Raw genomic sequence first — 25,232 nt, 5'->3', positions numbered from 1 at the left:
CATGTGCCATCAAATTAAGGGTTAAGAAATGAGTCAGAAGTTTGAGTCTCTATCACGAATTAAGAATAAGGGCTATCACAGTTTAGTTATGTCAGCGGAGGAGGCTGTCAAAAAGATTCCTTCAGGAGTTAATGTGGGAATGAGTGGTTTTACTGGTTCCGGCTATCCCAAGGAGATTCCAGTTGCCCTAGCGGCACGCATTCGTGAAGAGCGCGCTCAAAACAGGCCCTTTAAAATCGGCGTTTGGACAGGCGCCTCAACCGCACCCGAATTAGATGGTGCCTTGGCTGAGGTGGACGGCATTGAGATGCGACTACCCTATCAATCCGACCCGACGTGTCGCAAGAAAATTAATAGCGGCAAAATGCAGTACATGGATATTCATCTTTCTCATGTGGCGCAGCATGCGTGGTTCGGCTTTTACGGCAAGTTAAATATTGCTGTGATTGAAGTCGCAGGTATTCGTGAAGACGGCAGTTTAATTCCTGCCGGTTCTGTGGGTAATAACAAGACATGGATCGACCAAGCAGATCAGGTCATTATCGAGGTCAACTACGCACTGAGTGAAAAACTTGACGGCATGCATGATATTTACTACGGCACTGCCCTCCCACCGCATCGTAAGCCGATACCCATTGTAGAGGTCGCTGATCGCATCGGCCAGCCTTACTACCATTGCCCCGCCGAAAAAATCATTGCCATTGTCGAAACCCACGGCACCGATCGGGTTAACGTCTTTACTGAGCCGGATGAGGCTTCGAAGAAGATTGCCGAGCATATTCTGAACTTCTTAAGAGATGAGGTAAATAAGGGGGTGTTACCGCCGAATTTACTACCGATTCAGTCTGGCGTGGGTAATATTGCGAATGCTGTAATGGCCGGTTTAAATGAGGGTGATTTTGATAATCTGACCTCCTATACCGAAGTCATTCAAGACGGCATGCTGAATATGATCAAATCAGGCAAGTTGGTTAAAGTCTCAGCCACCTCGCTATCCCTTAGCCCAGCGGGTCTAGAAGAGCTTAATAAAAATATCGATTTCTACCGTGAGCGCATTGTTTTACGCACCCAGGAAATCAGTAATCACCCAGAGGTGGTGCGTCGTCTCGGCGTGATTGCGATTAACGGTATGGTAGAAGCGGATATTTACGGCAACGTCAACTCCACCCACGTGATGGGTAGTGATATCATCAACGGCATTGGTGGCTCCGGCGACTTTGCACGAAATGGCTTCCTCTGCTTCTTTGTACGTCCGTCCATTGCCAAAGGCGGTGATATTTCCGGTATTGTGCCCATGGTGTCTCACGTTGACCATACGGAGCATGACTCACAAATCCTCGTCACCGAACAGGGCTTAGCCGATTTACGTGGTTTATCACCACGCCAACGCGCCGAACGCATTATTGAGCATTGCGCCCACCCTGACTATCGTGCTGAGCTACGCTCCTACTTTGAGCGTGCTTGTGCGGAAAATAGTGGTCATACCCCACATATTTTAAGTGAGGCCTTAAGCTGGCACGATCACTTTAATAAAACCGGCAGCATGAAAATCACCGCCGCTAGTGCTGAGCAGGTGGCTGCTTCTAAAGACAGTGAGACCAACTAAGATACTGTGCTTAACAGCATCTGCAAAACCGCTTAGCACCACAGTGTTAGGCGGTTTTTTTACAAAATGTATAAACATTTGTCATGAAATAAGTTATGATTCCATGATTGGCCTCTAACGCCTTCCCTAACAACTAATAGCCATCTCTTTTTCAGGGATGAGCTGTTTTACTAATTTAGAGAGTTATTATGCTAAAGAAATCTGTATTATTAGTAGCTGCTGCTTTTACACTGGCTGCTTGTTCTGATGATTCCAAGAACTCATCAACCACGACTGAGCCACAACAGTCTGCTGCCGAAGCACCTGCAAGCACTGCTAGCGATAAGTTAGAGACTCGCTTTGTGACCATTGCTACTGGTGGTGCTTCTGGCCCTTATAACATCATCGCTACAGCCTTGGCTGAGCAATACAATAAGGCCTACGGCGTTAACTCAAAGACACAAACTACCGGCGCTTCAGTAGAAAATATCAACCTCATCAACCAAGACAAAGTACAAATGGCCTTTGTGATGAGTGATGTGTTAACTGATGCAATTAACGGTGAAAATAGCTTCCCTGCTAAGATCGATAAGGTTCAGCAAATCGCCGCCCTCTATCCTAACTACGTTCAAGTGGTCACCTCCAAGCGCTCTGGCATTAAAACGCTAGAGGATTTACGCGGTAAGCGTGTGGCGGTAGGTGACCAAAACTCTGGGGTTGAGGTTAACGCACGCAATCTTATTAACGGTTTTGGCATGACCTATGACGACCTACGTGTGGACTACTTAGGCTATGCCGAAGCAGCCGATGCGCTTAAAGCGGGCCGTATTGATGCCGCCTTCCTGACCAGCGGCCTACCTAATGCCTCCTTGATGGAGTTGCAGCAAAGCTTCGATCTGCAAATGGTTGAAATTCCTGCCGATCGTATTGCCGACATCGCCAAGGATAAGCCTTACTTCGTATCCTTAAATATCCCAGCCGGCACCTACGGTAATGATGCCGACATCCCGACCGCAGCGATTCAAAACGCCTTGGTTATCCATAAGGATATCAGTGAGGACGACGGTTATAAATTAACCAAAACCTTCTTTGAAAGCTTAGAGCACCTTAAGTCTGCTCACCAAGCTGCCGGCGCTATCACGCTTGAAGGGGCACAGTCTGGCTTAGTTGCTCCTTTACACCCCGGTGCGAAGAAGTACTATGACGAAGTTGCTAAATAAGTTATAAAGCCTAATCAAAGCCTCCCGGTTCCCGCCGGGAGCTTTGCTTATGTCTAAACACCATCTTCCAATAGCGCTACTGCTACTTATGATGTTGGGCTTGACGGCTTTTATCATCTGGCCGCAAGAGCGCTTAAAGATCAGTTTTCAAGATCAAACTTGCTATTTAAACGAATCTGAGTTTAGTTTGCGGTGGCGCCATTCGGTCGAGCTGCAGGATTGGCAAGAACACTATTACTTATCTTCCGGTCAATTATTGCTGGATGCTAGTTATCTGCAAACCTTTGGTGCTGGCACCCCTAGTGACGGTGAAACGATTGTAGCACCCGAAGGCTTTGTGGGATTACGAAGTCAGGTGATACTTCCGGCCTTGCATTGGATCGTGTCAGCAAATATGCAGGGTCGTATCATCAGCCCTCAAGGCAGCTGGGAGATCTACCGCTTAGTGCCTGATTACACCGAAATTACGATTGAACCCAAAAAAACCTTTCGCCCCTTTTTCTGGCTAGGAAAAAACTGTTATGACTATGGATACTTCTCAGACGACTACCGCGAGTAGTCAAACTATTCTGGAGAAATTTGACCGTGAATCGGTCACCCGTACCCCGAGTAGCCAAAGCATACGCTGGCTTATTACCGCGATTGCTGTTTTTTACTCTTTATTTCACCTCTATATGACCTTTAACCCCGTGCCTACACTGATTTTACGTTCAGTGCACGTGGCGGTGGGTGCAGCCTTAATCTTTTTACTCTACCCTCCAGCCAAAAAAAGTAGTCGTAGCAAGGTGGTCTGGTACGACTGGTTGTGGGTAGCAGCAGCTTTAGCGGGCATGTTTTATATCATCTCGCAATATCAAAATATCATGACCGTGCGCGGTGGCATCCCTAACACCACCGATATTGTGATGGCCATATTGACCGTGGTTGTGGTGTTAGAAACAGGACGCCGAATTACGGGCTGGATTTTACCGATTTTTGCGCTTATCTTCTTAAGCTACCCCTTTTATAGTCATATGAATTTTGTGCCAGATCGTCTGGCAACGCGTCTCTATGATTTAGGGGATATTTTTGGGCAGCTTTATTTAAAAACTGAGGGTCTTTATTCCACTGCCATCGGCGCTTCTGTGGATTTTATTTTCCTCTTTATTTTATTTGGAGCCTTTTTATCACGCTCTGGCATGGGGCAATTATTTAATGATTTAGCCCTGGCGCTTGCGGGTAGCCGTCAAGGCGGTCCAGCCAAAGTTGCGGTGATTTCTAGTGGCTTTATGGGAAGTATTAACGGCTCCGCAGTGGCTAACGTGGTGGGTACCGGTGCCTTTACCATTCCTTTAATGAAAAAAGTTGGTTATAGCCGCAACTTTGCTGGTGCGGTTGAAGCCAGCGCCTCTGTCGGTGGTCAAATTCTGCCACCCATTATGGGGGCGAGTGCCTTTATTATGGCTGAAACCACCGGTGTGAAGTACAGCACCATTGCCTTAGCTGCTCTGATCCCGGCCCTCCTGTATTACTTTGGCGTGTTGGCACAAGTGCATTTCCGTGCCGGTAAAGACAATCTGCGCGGTGTACCTAAAGCAGATTTACCGCGCTTAAAAGAGGTGCTTATGGCGCGCGGCCATATGCTGCTACCCATTGTTGCGCTGATTGTGATGTTGGCTCAATCAATTCCTATCGGCTATGCAGCAGCTTATACCATTGGCATTACAGTTGTGATTAGCTGGATTCGTCCCGAGACCCGAATGGGTTTCAAGGCGATTTTAGAGGCCCTTGAAGACGGTGCGAAGCAATCCCTCTCCGTGATGTCAGCGTGTGCGGTGGTGGGCATTGTCATCGGTGTCGTCAGCCTCACCAGCTTTGGTAATGTGATGACTTCGTTGATTGTGTCCATGGGTGCGGGCTCACTCTTTTTCACCCTGGTACTGACCATGTTTGCTTCCATGATTTTAGGTATGGGCTTACCCTCTATTCCAGCCTATATTATTACTGCAACCATGGTGGCACCGGCCTTAGCGACCTTTAATGTACCTGTGATTGTGGCGCATTTATTTGTATTCTATTTCGGTATTTTTGCCAATATCACACCGCCGGTAGCCTTAGCCTCTTTTGCTGGGGCGGGTATTGCTGGGGGTGATCCAATGCGCACTGGTTTCTTATCATTGAAATTGGCCTTAGCCGGTTTTATCGTGCCCTTTATGTTTGTGTACAACCCAGACATGCTCATGATTGACACGCGCGATATTGCGGTCACGGCCCGTGAATTTGCACGCCCGCATTGGTTCAATATAGTCTCCGTGGCAGTGACTGCTTTTGCTGGGGTAATGGCATTATCTGCTGCACTAGAGGGCTACTTTAAAACCCACCTTCCAAGCTGGCAGCGTTTGCCAATGGCGATCGGTGGTTTAATGCTGATTGTTCCCGAGACCTTGACGGATATTATCGGCTTAAGCATTGTGGTGGTGTTCTGCGCTCTCAATATTTTACAAGCTAGACGGGATAAAGCCGCCCTAGCGGCCTAATGCCTGCTATCGAGTAGGGTGAGGCTGACGCCTCACCCTACTCCTCACTGTGGTGGTGTTTTTGTTCTAAGCCAATCACAACACAGCCCATATTCGAGCGCTCATTGTTATGAAAAGTGGCATACAAAAGAAATTCATCAACAACCCAAAAAAAAGCCGAATCTCTTCAGACTCGGCTTTAATCTCACACTTTTTAAATCACTTCTTACGCTGATCGGGTCTTAAAAAAACCAGACTGTCCTCGCTGGAAGAGGCCTCATCGTAGCTATAACCCTCTAAATTAAACTGCTTTAAGCCCTCAAGATCATCAATGCCATTTTCAATCGCATAACGACACATCAGACCACGCGCACGCTTGGCACTAAAACTGATGATTTTATAAGCACCGTCACGTTCCTCTTTAAAAACACATTGCACCACCGGGTACTTTAAGACGTCTTTTTTAACTGCTTTAAAGTACTCCTCTGACGCTAAATTAACGATCAGTGGATTTTTCTGCTCGGCAAGGCGTTGATTCAAATAGTCGGCGATTTGCTCATCCCAGAACTCATAAAGATTTTTACCCTTTGAGGTAGCTAAGCGCGTACCCATTTCCAAGCGATAAGGGCGCATCAAATCCAAAGGTCGTAACACCCCATACAGACCACTTAGAATCACCACATGCTGATTAGTCCACGCCAATTGCTTTTGATTCAATGTCGACGCCTCTAAGCCCTCATACACATCGCCATTAAAGGCTAAAATGGCTTGACGCGAATTTGACTGATCAAAGCTCGGCTCCCACGCTTGATAACGCTCAACGTTAAGTGAGGCAAGACTGTCGCTAAGCTTCATCAAGTCGGCAATCTCCTGCTCCGACTTTGTTTTTAAGACCTCAATTAACTCCGTCGCTTGCGCTACAAAAAGTGGTTGTTCAAACTCATAATCCGCCGCCAAGGGACTGTCGTAATCCAATTTTTTAGCGGGTGAAAGTAAAAATAACATGCTCACTACTCCCTAATTCCTTAAGCCTGAGGCGTCAAACACTCCAAACCACCCATATAGGGTCTTAATACCTCCGGCACGATAATACTGCCGTCCGCCTGTTGATAATTTTCCATCACTGCCACTAAGGCACGCCCTACGGCCACACCGGAACCATTTAACGTGTGCACGAACTCATTTTTACCCTGACTTACACGGTAGCGAGCATTCATGCGGCGCGCTTGAAATGCCTCGGTATTCGAGCAAGAAGAGATCTCACGCCAGGTGTTTTGTGACGGTACCCAGACCTCAATATCATATGTTTTCGCTGCACCAAAGCCCATATCACCGGTACACAAGGTAATCACACGATACGGTAGCTGCAATAACTGCAATACCTCCTCCGCATGCGAAGTCATCGCCTCCAAAGCCTCATAAGACTCATCAGGATGGACAATTTGTACCATCTCTACCTTGTCAAATTGGTGCTGACGAATCATTCCGCGCACATCACGCCCGCCACTACCCGCTTCGGAACGGAAACAAGGGCTGTGAGCGGTCAGCTTGATCGGTAACTCCGCCGCATCAAGAATCTCATCACGTGCAATATTTGTAAGGCTAATCTCAGAGGTTGAAATTAAAAACAGCTCCTCCTTGCTCTTACTGCCGTCCTCAGCCGCATCATCCTCACCACCTTTGGTCACCCAGAACATATCCTCTTTAAACTTAGGTAATTGACCGGTGCCGTACAAGGAAGCACTATTCACAATATACGGCGTGTAGCACTCGGTATAACCATGCCTTGAAGTGTGCAAATCCAACATAAACTGCGCTAAAGCACGGTGTAAACGGGCAATACCGCCCTTTAAAAAGCTAAAGCGTGAGCCACTGATTTTGGCTGCCACTTCAAAGTCCATGCCAAGTGGCTTACCCAAATCAACGTGATCGAGTACAGTAAAGGGCAAGGCCTCAGGAAACACGCTCTCAGCCACGTAATCCTGCCCTGGGATCCAACGGCGAAGCTCGACATTATCCCCCTCATCGGCGCCGACTGGCACTGAGGCATGCGGAAGATTTGGGGTCGACATCAAGATCGCATTGAGCTCCTCTCGTAGTGCAGACAGCTCCTCTTCCATTGCCTTTAGCTGCTCCGGGATGGCCTTTGACTGTGCCATCAAGTCATCAGCATCCAAGCCTTGGGACTTGAGCTTACCAATCTCCTTGGCAAGGGCATTGCGACTGGCTTGCAATGTTTCGGTCTGTACCTGTAAGTCCTTGCGGCGCGCCTCTAAGTCATTAAAACGAGCCACATCAAAATCAACGCCTCTACGTGCTAAAGCGCTAACCACAGCATCTAAGTCTTTGCGTAATAATCCGAGATCGAGCATTTAATTGATATCCGAATAAAAAATAAATTATCTTAATTAATTGAACAGCCTTACATCATGGCATCAGTCTGTCTCACTGTATAAGTATAACAAGGCACAGCGCTGTTATTACTCGAATGAAACAATTCCACAAGTAATGAAAGGAAATTGAGTTCTTTATCCCTTATAATGGCAACACCTGCTTATTAAGGCATTCATGTAATTAAAAAGGTTTGAATTTATGCTTACACCCAGCGCAACTGAAGTACGACGTATTCGGATTTGGGATTTGCCCTTGCGCCTATTCCATTGGTCTTTTGCCGCCTGTGTTATCGGTGCCTTTATCACCGTTAAAACTGGCAATATGGAGTGGCATCTGCGCCTTGGTCTCGCTGCCCTCTGTCTTATTATTTTCCGTATTCTTTGGGGCTTTAGCGGCACCTACTATGCGCGCTTTACCCAGTTTATTAAGGGGCCCACGGCCATTATCGACTACTTAAAAAGTGGTCAAAAGGTCTTTGGTCACAATCCGCTCGGCGCCTTATCCGTGTTGGCCCTCTTGGGCTTATTCGGGCTCCAGGTAGTGAGCGGTTTATTTACCGGCGACGGTTATTTTTACCAAGGTCCTTTATATCGTCTGGCTGCTAAAGACATCAGAGATCTGATGGCAAAAATACACCACAGCACCGAGCTTCTGATGATTTTATTAGTGGTACTCCATGTGGGTGCCGTGCTATTTTATCGCTTTATTAAAAAGCAGAATCTGATTACACCCATGATTACCGGTCAGGCTCAGCTCAGTAATGATGTGCCCACAGCCGCCGTACATGTAGAGCAAGGCCTTAGCATGTGGCTACGCTTTGTGCTTAGCTTTGGCATTGCGGTGTTAATCACCTACTATATTGCAAATGGCTTATCCTTTTAGTTTTTAGCGCTCTCCACGCCCCTAGCGGGCTAAGGCAGGCGCTTTTTATAAAGGCAAAAACAAAGGCGACTCAATGATATGCGAGTCGCCTTTTGCTTATTTGGCGCTGGATGGGATTAGACCGTTTTTTGGTATAAATCACCCGCAGCATAGAGTGCCGCCATCTCTTTTAACGACACGGGCTTGATTTTAGAGGCATTACCCGCGGTACCAAAGGCCTCGTAGCGCGCAATACAAATCTGCTTAGCCGCTTCACGCGCTGGCTTATTAAACTCACGAGGGTCAAATTTGGATGGATTTTCGTGAAGAAAACGACGAACTGCAGCTGTCATCGCCAAGCGAATATCGGTATCAATATTCACCTTGCGTACGCCATGCTTAATCGCCTCCTGAATCTCCTCAACCGGCACCCCGTAAGTCTCTTTCATATCACCACCGAACTCACGAATTTCAGCCAATAACTCCTGTGGCACGCTAGAACTACCGTGCATCACAAGGTGTGTATTGGGTAAGCGGGCGTGGATTTCCTTAATCCGCTGAATCGATAAAATATCACCCGTTGGCTTGCGGGTAAACTTATACGCACCGTGGCTAGTACCAATGGCAATGGCTAAAGCATCGACCTGAGTACGCTTAACAAAATCAGCCGCCTGATCCGGATCCGTCAATAACTGATCCAGGGTTAAGGTACCCTCGGCACCGTGACCGTCCTCCTTATCGCCTTGCATGGTTTCGAGCGAGCCTAACACGCCCAACTCACCCTCCACGCTAACACCGATCCGATGCGCCATTTCCACTACCTGGCGCGTCACGTCAACGTTATACTCATAGTCAGCGACAGTCTTACCGTCGGCTTGGAGCGAACCGTCCATCATCACACTACTAAAGCCTAAATCAATGGCGCCGCGACATACCTCCGGTGATTGACCGTGGTCCTGATGCATCACAATCGGGATTTCAGGATAAGCCTCAACCGCTGCTTCAATTAAATGCTTTAAAAAGGGCTCACCGGCGTACTTACGAGCACCGGCAGAGGCCTGCATAATCACCGGACTGTCGGTTTCTCTGGCTGCTTCCATAATGGCTTGCACCTGCTCTAAGTTGTTAACATTAAACGCAGGGATACCGTAGCCATGCTCAGCAGCGTGATCCAATAATTGGCGCATTGAGACTAAAGCCATCAAACTCTCCTAAAATAGATTTAAATACTAATGATTCTTAATAGAGCAATTTTAACACGATGCTGACTCACACTTAGCTAAAGTGTGGCCTACACCTCATAACGACGATTGGCTAAGCAAGGCAAGGTTTGGCGCACCGCACGGATACGCTCCCGCGTCAGCGTCTGCACAATCACTCCCGGCTCCTCTGCTGCGCCTGCCAAGATCGCCCCCATCGGATCAATAATCATACTTTGACCAGTATTTTTAGGTGCTGTTTGACCACAAGCCAAGACATAGCAGGTATTTTCAATGGCACGCGCTTGGGATAAGGTCTGCCAATGCATTTCCTTATAAGGACCTGCTAACCATGCTGCACTTATGGATAGAATATCCGCGCCCGCAATGGCTAATTTTCTGGATAATTCAGGAAAACGCAAATCATAACAATTGACTAAACCGATACTAAACCCTTTAAGCTTAAACAAGCTTAGTTCGCACTGATCCTCATACAGCGTTGCTGGCTGCACCTTGTCGGACTCCTTAAAACTAAAGGCATCGTATAAATGGATTTTGGTATAGCGTGTAATCAGCTGACCATCTGCCCCAATGGCAATCAATTGATTAACGACTCGTGCATCATCGGCCTGCTCGGAAGGGCTTAAGACACCCACAACCACCGCAAAACCATGGTCTTGCGCTAATTGCTGCATAAACTCGATAAAGGCGGCAGAATACTCCCCTGCTACAGCTTGCAAGGTTTCTAAATCAGAACTAAAAGCGCACATCGCTGCTTCTGGAAACACCACTAACTCGGCCTTTGCCTCCGCCGCTTGCCGACTTAAGTCCAAAATATACTGTTTATTTTGAACAATATCATTGCTACCTGGAAACTGCGCCACGGCGACGCGTAATTGCTCTTGACTCACCAACCCGTCTCCTTTTTACGATTAAAGTAGAATGATTTATTATAGATCGCTCACTCGCTAATCACTAGTATGGATAAGCTCTAATGCCGGCAAGGCGAAAAAGGCTTCAGGAAATAACAACTCCCCACGAAAGCCCGGATAGGAAGTAAAGCGTGGTTTGAGTTGCTGTTGCAAGGCTGGCGGCAGCCCATCTCGGATAATGGTCGTACAATAGCGTGCGCCATCGCTCTCACTCGCCCTTAAGCTAAAAGGCAATCCCAGGCTATGCTCCACCGCTTGCACTAAGGCCGCTCGCTCATGACTAGCTAAACTTGATAGACGATATACGGCCCAATGCGTGGCCAATTCTGGGCTCACAAACTCCGCTAAAGGCGAGCGTATCACCTGATTAAGTCGTGCCGGATCATCATCCGTTGTGGCATGAATAATCTCCACCTCCGGTGCCCCCTGCACCACCAGCCCGATATGTGAAAAGGCACTACCGCTCAGTCGCTTAATCACGTAGCTTTCGTAAGCGGTACCACTACGAAAAATCAAATCCCCCGGCGCTAACTTCTCGGCAATCTGAGCTGCCACGGGTGACTTAGATAATGCCACTGCCTCAGGTGAGTCGCCTTGCAACAGCAAGTAGCTTCCCACAAAAAGAAGGAGTCCTAACAGTATCAGGACTCCTTGCGGTATCGATTTTACTAAGCGCATCGGGACTAAAGCCTAGGGCTACTTAGTCAAGATTCACCTTCCACGTCGAGCCATCTTTGATCAGATCGACGCGCTCTTCACGAGAACCCTCGGGACCATTCTTAAACGTTAACGCTAAGCGCACATCTGCACGTTTACCACTCTCATCATGGCTGGACTCCAGCACCGTTACGTTTTTAAGGCCGCCGTATTGATCGGCTTGTTTTTTAGCATCATGTGCCGCCGCAGCCATCTTGCCCTTGACCATCTCTTCAATGCCTGGCTCTTTAAGCTCTTCGGCAGGGATGTAAATCATTTTTTGCACTTTATCGCCTTGGCCGTTGTACATCGCCTCAATAAATTCAATGGCCGTTTTTTCATAGGGCTTGCTTGAGCCGCCACACGCAGTTAAGAAAAAACTAAACGACAATGCAAAAACAAAAACTAACCACTTCTTCATATACCCTTCTCCTCATTAATAACTAGTAAAACACTATATCAGAATATACTTAAACAGCCCAACTGTCAATGCAGGTAAGACTATCGCACGGTGATTCTGACCTGATCTAAGAGCTCGCCCTGAGCATCTTTTAAACGAATGATATGACTACCGCGACGGAGCGACCAAAAATACTCACTGCCTTGACCCAGCGTCAGCTCCCCAAGCTGCCACTGCAAAGCTGGCGCTCGGGCGTCAGACTCAGCAATCGAGGCCTTTAACAATAGCTTTTGAGAAGATGCCGGTATTTCAGGATCAATGGCTAGGATACTGCCATTAATCGGTCGTTCAATGGTGATCGGAGCGAGTGCATCCGGCGCTAAACTGCTCAGGGCGACAACCTCAGTCATGGCGGTGCCATCAATAAAAAACTCCTCACGCTCAGCCTCTGCCACCCCTACAAAATGTACCTTTTCTGTGACGATAGTGCTTGGTTTTGTTGGCGCTGAGGAGCGCTGATGTTGATGCAAATAGGCCATGACATCGTACCAAATCGGTCCAGCGCCACTGACCCCATAGACATTTTGCATACTGCGACCGTCACTATTACCGACCCAAACGCCCACGGTATAATCGGCCGACCAACCAATGGTCCAATTATCGCGCATATCCTTACTGGTACCGGTCTTCACTGCGGTCCAGAACGGTGTGCTCAGTACATTATCCAAACCGAAGGTATAAGCACGCGCCTGACGGTCGGCGAGCATATCCCCAATAATCCACGCAGCCTCCGGCGAAAAAACCGCCACTCGCTCAGCCGTCGCAGCTTCCGCCTGATTCCACCAGACCGAACTATAAACACCCTGATTAGCTAAGCTTCGATAGGCATTAGTTAAACTCAGTAAGTCCATATCCGCACTGCCTAAAGCCAAGCTATAGCCGTAAAACTCACTATCCTGATGCAAAGGCAAATGCAAGGTCTTGAGTTTTTTATAAAATGGCTCTACCCCTAATAGTACAATCGCTCTCACGGCTGGAATGTTTAGCGATGAAGCCAGCGCCGTACGCAGCGTCACCCAACCAGCATAATTACGATCATGGTTCTGCGGGATATATAAGCCCTCACCGGCTAATAAATTAATCGGTGAATCATGCAGCAAAGACGCTGCCGTCAAGCGCTTTTCATCCAATAGTTGTGCATATAAAAAGGGCTTTAGCGTGGATGCCACCTGCCGCGGCGCACGCACATGGTCCACCTCTGGCGCTGCACTTAATTGTGCAGAGGAGCCCACATAGGCAAGAATAGCACCGCTCGCATTATCTAAGACCAACACCGCGGCATCCTGCACCGTGGCATCACGAATTTCACTAAGATGCTGCTGTAAAATCTCATTGACCCGCCGTTGCAACGCCGCATCTAGACTGGTGTAGACGCGTTGTTGCTGCTGCTGATTGGCCCATTGCCGGGCGTAGCGTGCCAAATGTGGAGCATGCTGCGGTCGATCCAAGGTTTGCGGATGGGGTAAGCGCAAATAGTAATTAACAAAATGCGCCAAGCCCTGACAGGCTGCAGGCTCAGCCATTTTTTTCAATAATTCACAGCTTCGTGCTGTCAAACGCTCAGCTGAGGTATTAGGTGCTCTGACCATCACCGCTAAAAGCGCTGCTTCACGTGGGTTTAAACCAAAGGCATACTTTCCATAAAAGCTTTCTGCGGCGGCGGCAATCCCCACCAGCTCGCCCCTGAACGGTAATCGATTCATATAAGCTTCAAGGATTTCCTGCTTCGTCCAATGGCGCTCAAGTGCTAGCGCTGTGGCCATTTGCTGCCATTTTTGGCGATAGCTACGTAGCGTATTCGTTTGCAATTCGGGGTTCAACATGGCCGCCAATTGCATGGAAATACTGGAGGCTCCACCACGCCCCACGCCACTCGTGTCAGCATTGTTAAGCGCTAAAGCTCGACTCAGCCGTTGCCGCAAATGCGCTTGAGTGGCATTGACTAAAGCGAGCCAGTCCACACCACCATGCTGATAAAAGCGCTTATCCTCCGATTGAATCAGCGCCTTAATAAAGGCCGGAGACACCTCATCTAAGGACAGCCACTCACCCTGTCGCTTACTGAAATCCTGACGGATGCGATCTAAGACCAGACCCTGCCGATCTAAGACTTCCACATACGAGGATGAGGTTGCCGCTTTGACTTCAGCCAAGCTTGGAAGCCTCGGCGGAGCAGCATAATACAAGGCCACGCGTAGTGCTAATAGCGCTAAAACTAAGAACAGTGCTAGGCTCAGCAAGCCATAGAGCAGCTTGCCCCAGCAGCGCTTCGTCACCCACGCTTTCATACTACTTTGCTTCTACCTTAAAAGGCTCAGGACTCGGTAATTCACCATAGACGTCTGGGCTATACAATGCCTCAACACGACTAGGGGGTAGCTTAAAATGACCGCTGTGATTCAGTCTCACCGTATATGAAAGCTCCGTTTCACCCTGATCCAGGTAGGCGTAGTAAGCACGATAACTATCATTCATTCGCTCCACAAAGCTCGGTGTCGCCTGCCAAGCAGAACCCGCCTTTTGAGTCGCCGCCTGCGCCGACTGCTGCTGTAAAATCTGGCTATCACGGCCTAGACCTGAACCTAAGATCGTCGCCCCACTCGGAATCGGATCATTGAGCACCACCCAAGTCATCGGTGCATGCGCATGAATTTTAAGATTCACACGATAAACATCCCCCTGGGACCAGTGCGGTGGATGCTTTTGCACGACCGGTATGACCTCACGCTCTAAACGGTAACCGGCATACTTAGGTGCGTCAAGGGGTACCGCGGCATGTGTCGTCACATTGACCCAGAGCTTACCCTCACCCTCAAAATCCAGTTTAAGTTGACTCTCACCCGCGCTAGGCCAAGCCATCATTGGCAAGCTCACACCCTGTTGCTGCTTAAAGGTGTCCGGCTTAATCTCAGTACTAAGAGTATGTGCTGATGCGGTTGGGGCCGCACTACGTAAACTAGCCGTAAATTTGGCTGATTGCAAGGGCTGATCAAAATGCTTCGCATACTGTTGCAGGGCTAAGTTAGCATAGGTATTACTCACCGTGGTGCCCCAATGACCCTGACGTTGCAGACTATTAAGACCGTTTAATAAATACGGTACTTCTGCAGACCATGCTGGATCCTCAACTGCCAAAAAGAGCAATTTCGCTAAATTGGCCTCGCGACTAAACATCGTCCACCAGGTATTTGTCAACTCATTGGCTGGTGGCACTAATAACTGGCCCTCACGACTTAAGAGGCTTAGTAAATTGACCTTGGCGGCTTTTGCGATCTCAGTCATTGTTGGATCATCAAAGGCCTGACTAATGGCTAACCAATGCAACCAGTCGCTCATATTCCAGCTATCGTATTGATCGTAAAATGAGGCCGCGGTGCGGGCCGACACCTGACCGTAGGCCACTAGGGTAGCTAAGGCGGCTAAACGTTCACTTTGACGCCATGATGACTGCGCATAGCTATCTGATGTGCGCCCCTCAAACGCGGCCACCAAGGCGCTTAAAATACGCTCTTGATGCGCTTGTGGAATATCAAAATTTAAACCAATACGCTTGGCATGCACGGATAAATTCAATAAATAGGCACTTAAACTAATACTGCCTTTGAGCCTAGGTGCCGGGAAATATCTCACGAGACCCTGAGCATCTAGATGTTGCGGCAAATCCAACATTAATTTTTCCCAGCCCTCTGCATCCGCTAAACCCACCGCCACAGCAGCCAATTGCTCATAGCAAGTATAGGGATAATCGCTGAACCATTGAGTCAGTGCTTGGCTAGGGCTCAATAAACTATCACGCAACAAGAGTGAAATCCCACCAATTGGCTTACCGTCAATATTGAGTGCTCGGTCTGGGAGCGCAAGCGACAGCGTTTGTGAGGACTTATCGCCCTCCAAGGCCACTAAGGTGGATTGACGCACGCTCACTGGTACTAAGGGTTTAAGCTGTTGCGTCACGCTCAAGCTATCGCGCAATGCGCTTGCCTGCTTCGCCTTGGAGGTTTTTTGCAAGGCATAAAACTCCCAACGAATGGTTTGCGTGGAGGCCATAGCGGCTTGATCCGCGGTATCGGCCAAGGCATACGGCGCCACCTGCTCTAAACTCACGGGCCAAGTCACGGTGGTAGATTGCTGTGCCGGTAGCTTTACTTTTTGCTGCTTAAGCTCCGTTGCGAAGGCGCCGCTACTACGACCGCCCACCAACACCACCAGGTTTTGATCGGTGCTATTACGTAAACTTAGACTAAGATCATAACTATCCTCGGCACGCAACACCTCCGGGATACCTGCGATAAGTTGTAGATCCTTACTGCTACTAAACTCTGCGCTCGCCTCAGCAAAGCGATCGACCCCATAATCACCGACAGCCATCACTTTAAAACGAGAAATACTGTCATTGAGAGGGATAGGAATCGTCGCCTCACCATTCACATCCAATTCAATCGCTGGCTCCCACAACAGGAGCGTATCAAAGAGCTCACGGGTACCGGCGCGCTTAGCCAAGTCCGCAGCAGCACCGCCAGCTGGCACAGCCTTACGACCATAATGACGACGCCCTACCACTTCCGATTGCGCGGTGGCCGTGGTCACGCCATAGCCGCGCTCACGTCGCATGGCTTTAATAATGTTGGCACTGCGATTTTCCGCTAATTCTAATAAGGCCTCGTCCACCACAGCCAAAGCAACGGTCGCTCTTGAGGCGGGCGTACCATCGGCTAAGGTCGCTTTAATTTTGGCGGTCGCGACTTCTCTTAATTGGTAGCTACTACGATCTAAATTAAGCTCAAGCCTAAATTGCTTGTCCGGATTCGTGACCTTAAGTTCAGTCAAACCGAAACGGAAACTCGGCTTATTCAAATCAATCAACACCGGATTAGGCACTTCTTCGGCACCCTCCTCTGGTGTGATACGCCCCCGCACGGCAAGCACTGAGACATAGACATTAGGGTACCAACTATCCTCAATCTCCAGACGAATATTAGGATCCTCGGCCGTGAGCTCATGCAACTGCGTGGTTAAAATACCGGCACGTTCCACTGCCACCAAGGCCGTGGCTTTACGGAACGGCATACGCACCGTCAGAATCGCTGTGTCGCCTACTTGATAGTCTTTTTTATCACTGACAATATCAATCCGATCGTGATCGGCGGCGCCTAACCAAGCCCAATCACTAAAATAAGCGATTGCCGTATTACTTACGGTGACCTTGTGCTGATCTTGGCTGCTTACTTTAAACAGCATACGCCCTTTAAATTGCTGATTCAATTCACAGGTGAACTTACCAGAGGCATCTGTTTTGCCCTCACACACCTGACCGAGGTTATGCTTACGCCACGTACTATCGTAGCTATAAAAACCGCCCACTAAGCGCTTGCGCACGGCATAATAGATCTCTTGCGAGGCTTCAACTGTAAAGGGGTGATGCGCTAAAGGCTGCCCCTGTGCATTGACGAGTACCAAATCAATTTTGCTCGATTGAGTGCCTTGGTCAAACTCGGTCACTTTCATCCCAATCACTAAATCCGCTGGCAAGATGGTCTGCCTTTGCTGCAGGGTCTGAAGCTCACCATTTGGATCCATAAACGACGTTTCTACGCGCACCATTGAGGCCCCTTGAATCGACGGCAATTGCGTAAGCGCCAAACGCCCTCTCCCCTCAGCATCCACGCTTAACGGTGCCTGCTTTAAAAAGATACGGGGCGCCGCATCTGAAGCTTCAGCATCAGATGTGCTTGAGCCAGGCACATCGGCGGCAAATTGATATTCCGGATAGGCAGCAAATTGCGGACGCCACGCACTCATCATCGCTGACACAGACGTATCCCAATTAGACGCTGCGCCACCGCTAATATAATTTAACTGTAAATCCACATCCAAGCGTTTAGGGGCGACTAGCGGTGTCTGACCGTCACTGCTAAGCTGCATCGCTCCCTTTAAAAACGGCACTTTAAACTGCTCAACCCTAAAGCCCTCTTCGCTTTGTAAGACCTCCTTGCCTTGACGTAAGTAACTTAAGGTGTAATGACCCAATTTAGCGTTTTGAGGTAAGGTCCAATCCGTCGTCGCCCCCAAACCACCGCTCGCTGTCGGCAACCACGTCACCTCAAGCTCATAACTATCCCCACTGGCAGCATGACTGATACGAATCTGATCCGGCAGCTCACTAGCTCTGGGCAAGGCGAGACCGTGCTTATCCAACACGCGCAAATAATGCTTAATGGATACCGTTTCACCTTTTTTATAGAGCGGGCGGTCAAAGAAACTATGCTCAACCAAGCGACCACGATCAGAATCACCATACAGGTAATTATCAAGATTAAAACGCCACGGCTCAATGCCATCGGTCCAACGGCTCAAGGCAAAGCTATACTGCGGCACACCTAAGGCCGCCGGATGATCGGCTGCGACCCTAGCAGACACAAAATAATCACCGACCTCAGCATACTGACAAGTCGCTGCTTCAGCTAAAGGACGATTTAGATAAAGTCGACCTGCCTTATCGGTGGTGCCCTTATGTAAAGGCTTGGCATTACAGTCCGAAATCGTGATATCTGCCCTAGCTACCGGCTCACCGCTATCCAGCCGAGTAACCCACACCAGAAAGTCCTCGGAACTATACTTCATATGCACGGCCAGATTGGTAATTAAGGCTGTGCTGCGCACATACATGGTGTCATTCCCAGCAGCCAACAAGGATGCGGCTAGGGTCGGCGATTGTAATTCCAATACATAAAAACCGCTTTGATGCAGTGGCACCCCCACCAGCTCGGCAGCTGACTCTGTACTTGCTGACAGAGGCGGCAATTCAAGTCGAGCCCGTGGCGCTGTCTCTGCCCCAAAAATCGACACAGCACGGGTATCAATCAGCTCAGACGCTTCACCTTCCTCCCAACGGACTTCCTTACGGTCAGCCATCATATCTGCTAAGGCAGTGGCATCAACCTGATTTTCATCCAAGCGAGAAAAACGCCGCATCCAACGCATCACCTCCGCATCATCCGTGACCACGACGCTCTCCAGTAAACTTGCTCCCGCTGCCTGGTCGGCGCCCAAACGACGCTGAGCAATCGGAATGATTGCCTCTGCTTTGTCGTCTCCGCTTAAGAGCTCATAAATACCAAAAGCCTGCTTGGCAAACTTAGCTAAGGGTGGTAATTCATCCAAACTAAAAGGCTGTTGCAGACTATCCCGATTACTTAACTCACGCTGCACATCATCACTAAAATCATCAGGAATTATCAATTGCAGCTCGGCCTTTTCTGGGAATGGGCCTTTGAAGACTATCGAATCATTAAGATTCGACTGATAACCATCCTCATTAACTGACGGCCGGTGCAACTCACCATTTACCCGCAAGCGCAGTTGAGCTAAGCGCTCAGCCTCCACCAGTGAACTAAAACTCACCCGAATATCTGACAATGGTAAACAAGGCGCACTTTCAGCTAAGCGCTGACAAGATAACTTGCCATCAAAAGGTGCTCTCACCTGATAATCAAAGCGTTTCGTTTGTGCCAAACGATGACCGGAGTCCGTACGTAAATCCGCCTCTACCACCACCGCCACGGCAGCAGAGCTGGGTAATTGACGACCACAATGCACCACACTGGTCCAGTCAGGATTACGTCGCGACCAAGTGGCCTCCAAATAGCGCTTACTGGCTGCGCTATCTAATACCCGCAAGGGTAAGCGCTCACCGACCCCCTCCACAGCACAATAGCCATGTTGGCGTAGCTGCTCACTCGAGACTCGATCGTTAAAGCTTAAAATAAAATGCTGATCCTCACTAATGTTTTCGCTATCCGGCCAAGGATTAGCACTCAGCGTTAATTTACCGGTGCTGAACTTATACTCCAACTCCTCTAAGGGCGTGCCATTTACATCCTGAAAATTAGGATTACTGCGTATTAAACAACTGTTGGGTTCACTGATGGGCTGCTCAAAATCATACTGCCAAACACGGTCATCCACCCATTTACCAGTACCTGCGACCTCACCCTGCTGACATTGAATAAAAAAAGGATTGACCGCCTCTGACCCCAAGCTCACCACCGCTTGCGTAAAACTAATGCGCACCAAATCCGCACGCACTACCTCTCCTGTAGGCGTTACCGAGTCCACCGTGGGTGCTTCAGCGGCAATGGCTAGGCTACTCGTAGCGGCAGTCATGAGCGTAAATGTAAATAGACTCAAAGGACGATAGAGCGACTTAAGGCGTAGCGGCATAACTGCTCCCGGGTAAAAGAATGAATTTTATAAATTTATAGCATAAAAAAATGACTATTTAAGGTACGCAAACGGGTGCCGCTGATTTCTTTCACAACAAGCTAATTAGGCGCTTAGCACTGCGGCGTTAGCGACCTAAACAGCATCTGCAAGAACTCATTGAGTGCGATTGACACGGAGTCAGTGCCCTAAGTAATTTTGCCAAAACGCATACTAGATGGTACATTAACAAGCTTCTGTCAATACAAGCGGCTTGATTAACTGTGCCCATCGACGTTAATACTAGCAATATCCTCAATTTTTTTAACCTCATTTTGATGGTACGGTAATGAGTGGCTCATGTCTGAAATAATTAGGAGGTAATACATGAATACATGGAATAGACGACGTTTTATCAAGACTTCAGCCTTAACGGGCACAGCGATTGCTTTGGCCAGCAGTCCTTTAGCGGTATTAGCTCAAAGTAGAGCGATTAATTATGGCGGTTCGGCCTGGTTAGGTCATTATCCTGCGTATTTAGCCATTGAAAACGGTCAATTTGCTGAGGCGGATCTAAAGGTCGGTTGGGAGTTCTTTGGCACCTCATCTGGCCGTATGAGCGCTTTGATGAGTGGCGATATTGATGTAGCAGGCACCGGTGTAGTTTCAGCCATTGCCTTAATGGCTCAAGGCGTAGAGCGCTTTTATGTGATCGGTGTACCTGATAACTTTGGCCGTGTTGAGGGACTGTTTGCGCTTGAAGGGATCGAGTCGATTAATGATCTTAAGGGTAAAACCATTGGTACTACCTTTGCCTCCAGTGCGCACACCTTGGTGTTAGACCTGATGGCACAAAATGGTCTTACTGAGCGTGATATTAATGTGATTAATATCCCTGCCCCTGAGATTCCGGCAGCCATCAAGGCAAAACAAATTGATGCGTGTGCCACATGGACGCCGTATTTTAATACCGTGGCTAGCTTACCAGGGGTCAAGCTGATTGCCGACGATACTGACTTTAGTCTCTTTAAGGACTACGGCGTTACACCAGGCCCTGATGTCTTAGTGGTGAGCAAGCGTTTTGCTGATCGTAACCCTGACATTGTCAAGGATTTCGCCAAAGTTTATTTTGCTGCTGCTGAGTCACTGGGCAAGGATCCTGAGGCTGCCGTTGAGGTACTGACTAAGCTGACGCAAATGTCCGCCGACGAGCAGCTACAAACCATTAAAGACGCGGACTGGTACAACTTCGAGCAACAACAAGCGATGATTGGCGCCGATAGTAAGTTCGTCGAGGGTCTACAAAAACTGGCCGATATGTTGGTTGAGTATGGTCAGATCGATAAATCACCAGAGGTTAAAAACTGGATCAAAAACGACTTTATTCGTTAAGTCCTAAGCTTTTAATGCCTCATCACCTTGAACAGCGATCCTCTGTGGTCGCTGCTCAGTTCCTTTAGTCTGAAAACAGGACCTCGTATGAACAACGCTCGTTCAGAAAAGTATTCATTATTTATGATTAGCACCTTATCCGTGCTTATTTTTGTTAGTCTCTGGGAGCTATCGACACGTCTAGGACTGATTGATCCTATCTTTTTACCTGCACCCAGTGATGTATTTCAACGCGCTGTTCGCACCTTAGAAAACGGCACCTTAGTTGCCAACGTCTTGGCCTCTACTCGCCGCGTGATGATTGGTTTCTTAATGTCAGTGGCGGTATCCGTACCACTCGGTTTGGTGCTAGGTAGCTCGCGCCGTGCCTGCGCTGTCTTTGATCCCATTATTTCCTTATTGCGCCCCCTACCCTCAATGAGCTGGATTCCCTTATCCTTATTATGGTTTGGTATTACAGAAACTCAAAAATACAGCATCGTCTTTATGGGTACCATTGCCCCCGCCTTACTTTATGTGATTGATGCGACCCGTAATGTGGATAAGGTACTTATCCAGGCAGCACGTAATATGGGTGCATCACATTATCAAGTGATGCGACACGTGATTTTACCCGCCAGTCTGTCACAAATCATTATTGGCTTTAAAATTATTCTTGGTTTAGCCTGGACCTGTGTTATTTCTGCCGAGCTGATTGCCGCCAAAGAGGGCTTAGGCTTTATGATCATGAATGGTAAGGAGTTTTTCCAAACTGATACCGTGGTATTAGGTATGGTCATGATCAGTCTCACGGTGTTGATTATTGATGCACTACTGCGTCGTATCGAAAAACGAGTCTTAGCCTGGAAGTAAAGAGAGAATCTTATGATTAAAATCAACAATGTGACCAAGCGATTTGGCGATCTCGTCGTACTTAAAGACTTGGATTTACATATCAAGGAGGGCGAATTTGTCGTACTGCTCGGTGCCTCAGGTTGCGGCAAATCGACCCTATTAAATCTGATTGCGGGCTTTGAGCAGCCCAGTGAGGGCACGGTGATGGTCAATGATCGTCTCATTACGGATGTCGATCCAGGCAGTGGCATGGTGTTCCAGCAATATGCCCTCTTCCCATGGCAAACCGTGATGCAAAATGTCGCCTTTGGCTTAAAGCTCAAGGGGGTACCCAAGGCAGCGCGTGAAGAGCGGGCGCAGCACTATATTAATATGGTGGGTTTAGCAGGCTTTGAGAACTCATACCCCAAGGAGTTATCGGGCGGTATGCGTCAACGGGTAGCCATTGCGCGGGTGCTGGCGAATGACACTGATGTGATTCTCTTGGATGAGCCCTTTGCCGCACTGGATGCGATGACCCGCCAGGTCTTACAAGAGCAATTGGTTAAAATCTACGAGGCTAACCATAAGACCATTGTGTTTATTACGCACTCCATTGATGAGGCCTTATTACTATCTACTCGGATGATTGTCTTAGGCGCTAAGCCAGGTCGAATTGTCAAAGATATAGAAAACGACCTACCTCATCCCCGCAATGCCAAGGTTCAACTATCTCAGCGCTACAATGATATTAAAACCGAGGTGTGGGATGTAGTACAAGAAGAAGTGATGAAAGGGCTTGAGAGCAAAAACTAGCCTTGTTTTTAATTTTGATTGGAGTCAATGAATCCATGTCATCCACTGAGATATTTCCATCCTACGCTACCGTATCGGGTTGGAATGCGGTATTAGCACCGCGCGCCATTGCTGCACCCCCATCGTCACGGAAGAAGTTTGATTTTATTATTATAGGGGCGGGTTACACAGGCTTAGCTGCAGCACGCCAATTGGCGCTATTAAAGCCCGAACTTGAAATATTGGTACTTGAGGGATCCGTCGTGGGCGAAGGCGCCTCAGGACGTAACTCTGGCTTTTTAATTAATGTGCCGCACAACACCAAAATGTCCGGCCATGATGCGGATGCGGATTTTGCCAAAAAGCAAATTGCCATTCTCAATAAGGGTAAAGCATGGCTGAAATCACTGATTGATGAGCATGGCATTGACTGTGCTTGGAGTGATATTGGTAAATATCACGGTGCGGCGACAGTCAAGGGTGAGCGCGGTCTGCGTCAATTAGCCGATGATTTACGCCAATGGGGCCTGCCCTGCAAGTTATTGAATAAGGAGGAGCTGGAATATCATATTGGCTCGCCTTATTATCGCTTTGGCTTATACTCAGACACTAATGTACTGGTTCAGCCCGCCGCCTTAATTCGGGGCTTAGCCGATTCATTACCCGCTAACGTCACTTTAGCAGAGCGTTGTCCAGCCAGTAGCATTGAGTATAAAAAGGGGGAGTACACGGTTCGCACCTTAACCCATAACTATAAGAGTAATGCCATTATTCTAGCCAATAACGGCTTTGCCAAGCACTTTGGTTATTTAAAAGACCGCCTTATCACCATTTATACCTACGCCGGTATGACGGGGCAATTAGATGATGAGCAGCTGAACACCCTAGGCGCTGACAAGGAATGGGGCTTGATTCCGGCCAATCGGCTTGGCACGACCTTACGTCTCAGCCAAGATCGCCGTTTCTTAGTGCGCACCGAGTACTCCTACGAGCGTCCAGAGAATTTATTCAAGGTTAAAGAAATTCTCCTTAAAAGTATTCGACATCGCTACCCACAGTTTGAAGGCTATGAATTCGAACATGTGTGGGGCGGCGTGACAGCCTTGACGCGCAATGGTGCGGTGTACTTTGGTCAGCTAGGTCCGAATATCTTTGCCTCAGTTGGTTGTAATGGCGCCGGCGTACTCAAGGGCTCGATTTACGGCAAATTATTAGCCGAGTCGATTTTAGGCATTGATTCGGAGGAATTGCACACGGTGGTTAGTTTGGATAAACCAAGCTGGTTACCTCCGGAGCCACTGCGCAAGGTGGTCGTGGGCGCTGCGATTAATCGCTTTAGACGCATTGCGGGTTTAGAGCGTTAAACGAGAGCCTTATAACACCTATGTGACGACTAAGGCCCGCTTGCCGCGATAACGTCAGCAGGCCTTTTATGAGTCAAACTGTTTGTTAACGGCACTACTTCAAACGTCGACGACGCCACGCGACCACTCGGCTTAATATGGTAATCCCCCCTTTTTTAGTAGCAATTTTAGGTAGAAGCAGTATTAAAAAATCGTTCTAACTTTTGTTGTGGCTTGCCGGGCTGGATATGTAAAAGCGTTATTTGCTTCTCCTTTGCTCAGTCCATCATGTGATTGCTAATGAGTTCAGGCCCGGTATCCATGCGTATGCAAGCAGACTGCCCTCGCCGCTCTCATGCTGTTTAAGAATAGATAAGATTTGTCGCTCGGTAAATTGTTTTCTACGCATGAAAAATTTCGTTAAAAATAGTTTAACGAAATTTTCCACTCATCAGTGTTTCGATTTTAGGGGAGTATTACCGTGATCTTTTCATTGAATTTCCTTTATAAGAAATTCTACTTCTAATTGCCATGGTTTTATGGGAGGATTACCGTTTGATCTAAGTTAGTTTAGAGTCATTTATAGATATCTTTACGATGACCAATATTAATAACTTCAATGGTTATAGTTTGTTCAATAATGTGGCATAAGATGCGGTAATTGCCAACACGATATCTCCAATCAGCTAAATCCTCTTTAATATTTTTCCCTGTAAACCAAGGATTAGAGCTATTAACTAAATTTTTTTCAATCCAAGCGACAATTAGACGAGCTTGAGTTTTATTTAGCTTTGATAAAGATTTTAATGCTTGGGCTGTATAGATAACTTGAAACATTACAACCCTAG

At 48.1% G+C, this 25,232-nt stretch carries 18 protein-coding genes; 9 read left to right on the top strand and 9 right to left on the bottom strand.

Going from position 1 to position 25,232, the window contains the following annotated elements:
• Window positions 1–28 precede the first annotated feature (28 nt).
• The 4 genes from HMPREF3144_RS02140 to HMPREF3144_RS02125 all read left to right on the top strand — a co-directional run bounded on the left by HMPREF3144_RS02140 (window position 29) and on the right by HMPREF3144_RS02125 (window position 5,321).
• Window positions 29–1,606: an acetyl-CoA hydrolase/transferase family protein gene (locus HMPREF3144_RS02140; protein WP_070476111.1), complete on the top strand. Its 1,578-nt coding sequence runs from the start codon at window positions 29–31 to the stop codon at window positions 1,604–1,606.
• A 188-nt stretch (window positions 1,607–1,794) separates the two neighbouring features.
• On the top strand, window positions 1,795–2,805 hold the full coding sequence (locus HMPREF3144_RS02135; protein ID WP_070476109.1) for a TAXI family TRAP transporter solute-binding subunit: 1,011 nt from the start codon (window positions 1,795–1,797) through the stop codon (window positions 2,803–2,805).
• A 49-nt stretch (window positions 2,806–2,854) separates the two neighbouring features.
• Window positions 2,855–3,364 (top strand): DUF1850 domain-containing protein, encoded by a 510-nt coding sequence (locus HMPREF3144_RS02130; RefSeq protein WP_246823830.1) that lies wholly within the window; start codon window positions 2,855–2,857, stop codon window positions 3,362–3,364.
• Window positions 3,327–5,321, top strand: coding sequence for a TRAP transporter permease (locus HMPREF3144_RS02125; protein ID WP_070476097.1), 1,995 nt, complete (start codon window positions 3,327–3,329; stop codon window positions 5,319–5,321). The genes HMPREF3144_RS02130 and HMPREF3144_RS02125 overlap by 38 nt, the downstream gene beginning before the upstream one ends.
• A 198-nt stretch (window positions 5,322–5,519) precedes the next feature.
• On the opposite strand, the gene yaaA is transcribed toward HMPREF3144_RS02125, so the two are convergent.
• On the bottom strand, window positions 5,520–6,305 hold the full coding sequence (gene yaaA / locus HMPREF3144_RS02120; protein ID WP_070476096.1) for a peroxide stress protein YaaA: 786 nt from the start codon (window positions 6,303–6,305) through the stop codon (window positions 5,520–5,522).
• A gap of 20 nt (window positions 6,306–6,325) precedes the next feature.
• Window positions 6,326–7,672 carry a serine--tRNA ligase gene (serS, locus tag HMPREF3144_RS02115; RefSeq protein WP_070476093.1) on the bottom strand — a complete coding sequence of 449 codons (1,347 nt, stop codon included), beginning with the start codon at window positions 7,670–7,672 and terminating at the stop codon, window positions 6,326–6,328.
• 220 nt (window positions 7,673–7,892) lie between these two features.
• Here serS and HMPREF3144_RS02110 point away from each other — a divergent pair, with 220 nt between their 5' ends.
• Window positions 7,893–8,576, top strand: a complete 684-nt coding sequence (locus tag HMPREF3144_RS02110) for a cytochrome b/b6 domain-containing protein (protein ID WP_070476091.1) — start codon at window positions 7,893–7,895, stop codon at window positions 8,574–8,576.
• A gap of 116 nt (window positions 8,577–8,692) precedes the next feature.
• Here the strand turns inward: HMPREF3144_RS02110 and fba are convergent, their stop codons facing one another.
• The 6 genes from fba to HMPREF3144_RS02080 all read right to left on the bottom strand — a co-directional run bounded on the left by fba (window position 8,693) and on the right by HMPREF3144_RS02080 (window position 20,062).
• Entirely contained in the window at window positions 8,693–9,757 is a 1,065-nt protein-coding gene (gene fba / locus HMPREF3144_RS02105; RefSeq protein ID WP_018026440.1) for a class II fructose-bisphosphate aldolase, read from the bottom strand.
• 89 nt (window positions 9,758–9,846) lie between these two features.
• Window positions 9,847–10,665, bottom strand: a complete 819-nt coding sequence (locus HMPREF3144_RS02100) for a carbon-nitrogen hydrolase family protein (RefSeq protein ID WP_070476090.1) — start codon at window positions 10,663–10,665, stop codon at window positions 9,847–9,849.
• Between the two features lie 57 nt (window positions 10,666–10,722).
• Window positions 10,723–11,364, bottom strand: a complete 642-nt coding sequence (locus HMPREF3144_RS02095) for a YiiX/YebB-like N1pC/P60 family cysteine hydrolase (RefSeq protein WP_083290358.1) — start codon at window positions 11,362–11,364, stop codon at window positions 10,723–10,725.
• Window positions 11,365–11,386: 22 nt separating this feature from the next.
• The gene (locus HMPREF3144_RS02090) at window positions 11,387–11,803 is read right to left on the bottom strand and encodes a DUF4878 domain-containing protein (RefSeq protein ID WP_070476087.1); all 417 of its coding nucleotides are present in this window, start codon (window positions 11,801–11,803) and stop codon (window positions 11,387–11,389) included.
• 80 nt (window positions 11,804–11,883) lie between these two features.
• Window positions 11,884–14,130, bottom strand: a complete 2,247-nt coding sequence (gene pbpC, locus HMPREF3144_RS02085; RefSeq protein WP_083290357.1) for a penicillin-binding protein 1C — start codon at window positions 14,128–14,130, stop codon at window positions 11,884–11,886.
• A 1-nt stretch (window position 14,131) separates the two neighbouring features.
• Window positions 14,132–20,062 carry an alpha-2-macroglobulin family protein gene (locus tag HMPREF3144_RS02080; RefSeq protein WP_070476084.1) on the bottom strand — a complete coding sequence of 1,977 codons (5,931 nt, stop codon included), beginning with the start codon at window positions 20,060–20,062 and terminating at the stop codon, window positions 14,132–14,134.
• 366 nt (window positions 20,063–20,428) lie between these two features.
• Between HMPREF3144_RS02080 and HMPREF3144_RS02075 the strand changes: the two genes are divergently transcribed.
• From HMPREF3144_RS02075 to HMPREF3144_RS02060, 4 genes are all read left to right on the top strand, one after another.
• A complete protein-coding gene (locus HMPREF3144_RS02075; RefSeq protein WP_018026446.1) occupies window positions 20,429–21,433 on the top strand; it encodes an aliphatic sulfonate ABC transporter substrate-binding protein in 1,005 nt (334 codons plus the stop codon).
• 87 nt (window positions 21,434–21,520) lie between these two features.
• Window positions 21,521–22,285 (top strand): ABC transporter permease, encoded by a 765-nt coding sequence (locus HMPREF3144_RS02070; RefSeq protein WP_018026447.1) that lies wholly within the window; start codon window positions 21,521–21,523, stop codon window positions 22,283–22,285.
• 12 nt (window positions 22,286–22,297) lie between these two features.
• Window positions 22,298–23,062 (top strand): ABC transporter ATP-binding protein, encoded by a 765-nt coding sequence (locus HMPREF3144_RS02065; RefSeq protein ID WP_018026448.1) that lies wholly within the window; start codon window positions 22,298–22,300, stop codon window positions 23,060–23,062.
• A gap of 35 nt (window positions 23,063–23,097) precedes the next feature.
• On the top strand, window positions 23,098–24,405 hold the full coding sequence (locus HMPREF3144_RS02060) for an NAD(P)/FAD-dependent oxidoreductase (protein ID WP_070476081.1): 1,308 nt from the start codon (window positions 23,098–23,100) through the stop codon (window positions 24,403–24,405).
• 555 nt (window positions 24,406–24,960) lie between these two features.
• Here HMPREF3144_RS02060 and HMPREF3144_RS02055 read toward each other — a convergent pair.
• Window positions 24,961–25,232: type II toxin-antitoxin system RelE family toxin (locus HMPREF3144_RS02055; RefSeq protein ID WP_246823829.1), on the bottom strand; the 272-nt coding region annotated here is incomplete at its 5' end.

This window comes from Oligella sp. HMSC05A10, assembly GCF_001808335.1.
In the GTDB taxonomy this organism is placed as follows: domain Bacteria; phylum Pseudomonadota; class Gammaproteobacteria; order Burkholderiales; family Burkholderiaceae_B; genus Oligella; species Oligella urethralis.
The sequence above is the reverse complement of the archived record's forward strand: the minus strand, read 5'-3'. Positions and strand labels throughout refer to the sequence as shown.

Excerpts from the sequence above, each read along its gene's own strand:
- HMPREF3144_RS02140 (WP_070476111.1), top strand. The coding sequence starts at position 29 with ATGAGTCAGAAGTTTGAGTCTCTATCACGAATTAAGAATAAGGGCTAT.
- HMPREF3144_RS02135 (WP_070476109.1), top strand. The coding sequence starts at position 1,795 with ATGCTAAAGAAATCTGTATTATTAGTAGCTGCTGCTTTTACACTGGCT.
- HMPREF3144_RS02130 (WP_246823830.1), top strand. The coding sequence starts at position 2,855 with ATGTCTAAACACCATCTTCCAATAGCGCTACTGCTACTTATGATGTTG.
- HMPREF3144_RS02125 (WP_070476097.1), top strand. The coding sequence starts at position 3,327 with ATGACTATGGATACTTCTCAGACGACTACCGCGAGTAGTCAAACTATT.
- yaaA (WP_070476096.1), bottom strand. The coding sequence starts at position 6,305 with ATGTTATTTTTACTTTCACCCGCTAAAAAATTGGATTACGACAGTCCC.
- serS (WP_070476093.1), bottom strand. The coding sequence starts at position 7,672 with ATGCTCGATCTCGGATTATTACGCAAAGACTTAGATGCTGTGGTTAGC.
- HMPREF3144_RS02110 (WP_070476091.1), top strand. The coding sequence starts at position 7,893 with ATGCTTACACCCAGCGCAACTGAAGTACGACGTATTCGGATTTGGGAT.
- fba (WP_018026440.1), bottom strand. The coding sequence starts at position 9,757 with ATGGCTTTAGTCTCAATGCGCCAATTATTGGATCACGCTGCTGAGCAT.
- HMPREF3144_RS02095 (WP_083290358.1), bottom strand. The coding sequence starts at position 11,364 with ATGCGCTTAGTAAAATCGATACCGCAAGGAGTCCTGATACTGTTAGGA.
- HMPREF3144_RS02090 (WP_070476087.1), bottom strand. The coding sequence starts at position 11,803 with ATGAAGAAGTGGTTAGTTTTTGTTTTTGCATTGTCGTTTAGTTTTTTC.
- pbpC (WP_083290357.1), bottom strand. The coding sequence starts at position 14,130 with ATGAAAGCGTGGGTGACGAAGCGCTGCTGGGGCAAGCTGCTCTATGGC.
- HMPREF3144_RS02080 (WP_070476084.1), bottom strand. The coding sequence starts at position 20,062 with ATGCCGCTACGCCTTAAGTCGCTCTATCGTCCTTTGAGTCTATTTACA.
- HMPREF3144_RS02075 (WP_018026446.1), top strand. The coding sequence starts at position 20,429 with ATGAATACATGGAATAGACGACGTTTTATCAAGACTTCAGCCTTAACG.
- HMPREF3144_RS02070 (WP_018026447.1), top strand. The coding sequence starts at position 21,521 with ATGAACAACGCTCGTTCAGAAAAGTATTCATTATTTATGATTAGCACC.
- HMPREF3144_RS02065 (WP_018026448.1), top strand. The coding sequence starts at position 22,298 with ATGATTAAAATCAACAATGTGACCAAGCGATTTGGCGATCTCGTCGTA.
- HMPREF3144_RS02060 (WP_070476081.1), top strand. The coding sequence starts at position 23,098 with ATGTCATCCACTGAGATATTTCCATCCTACGCTACCGTATCGGGTTGG.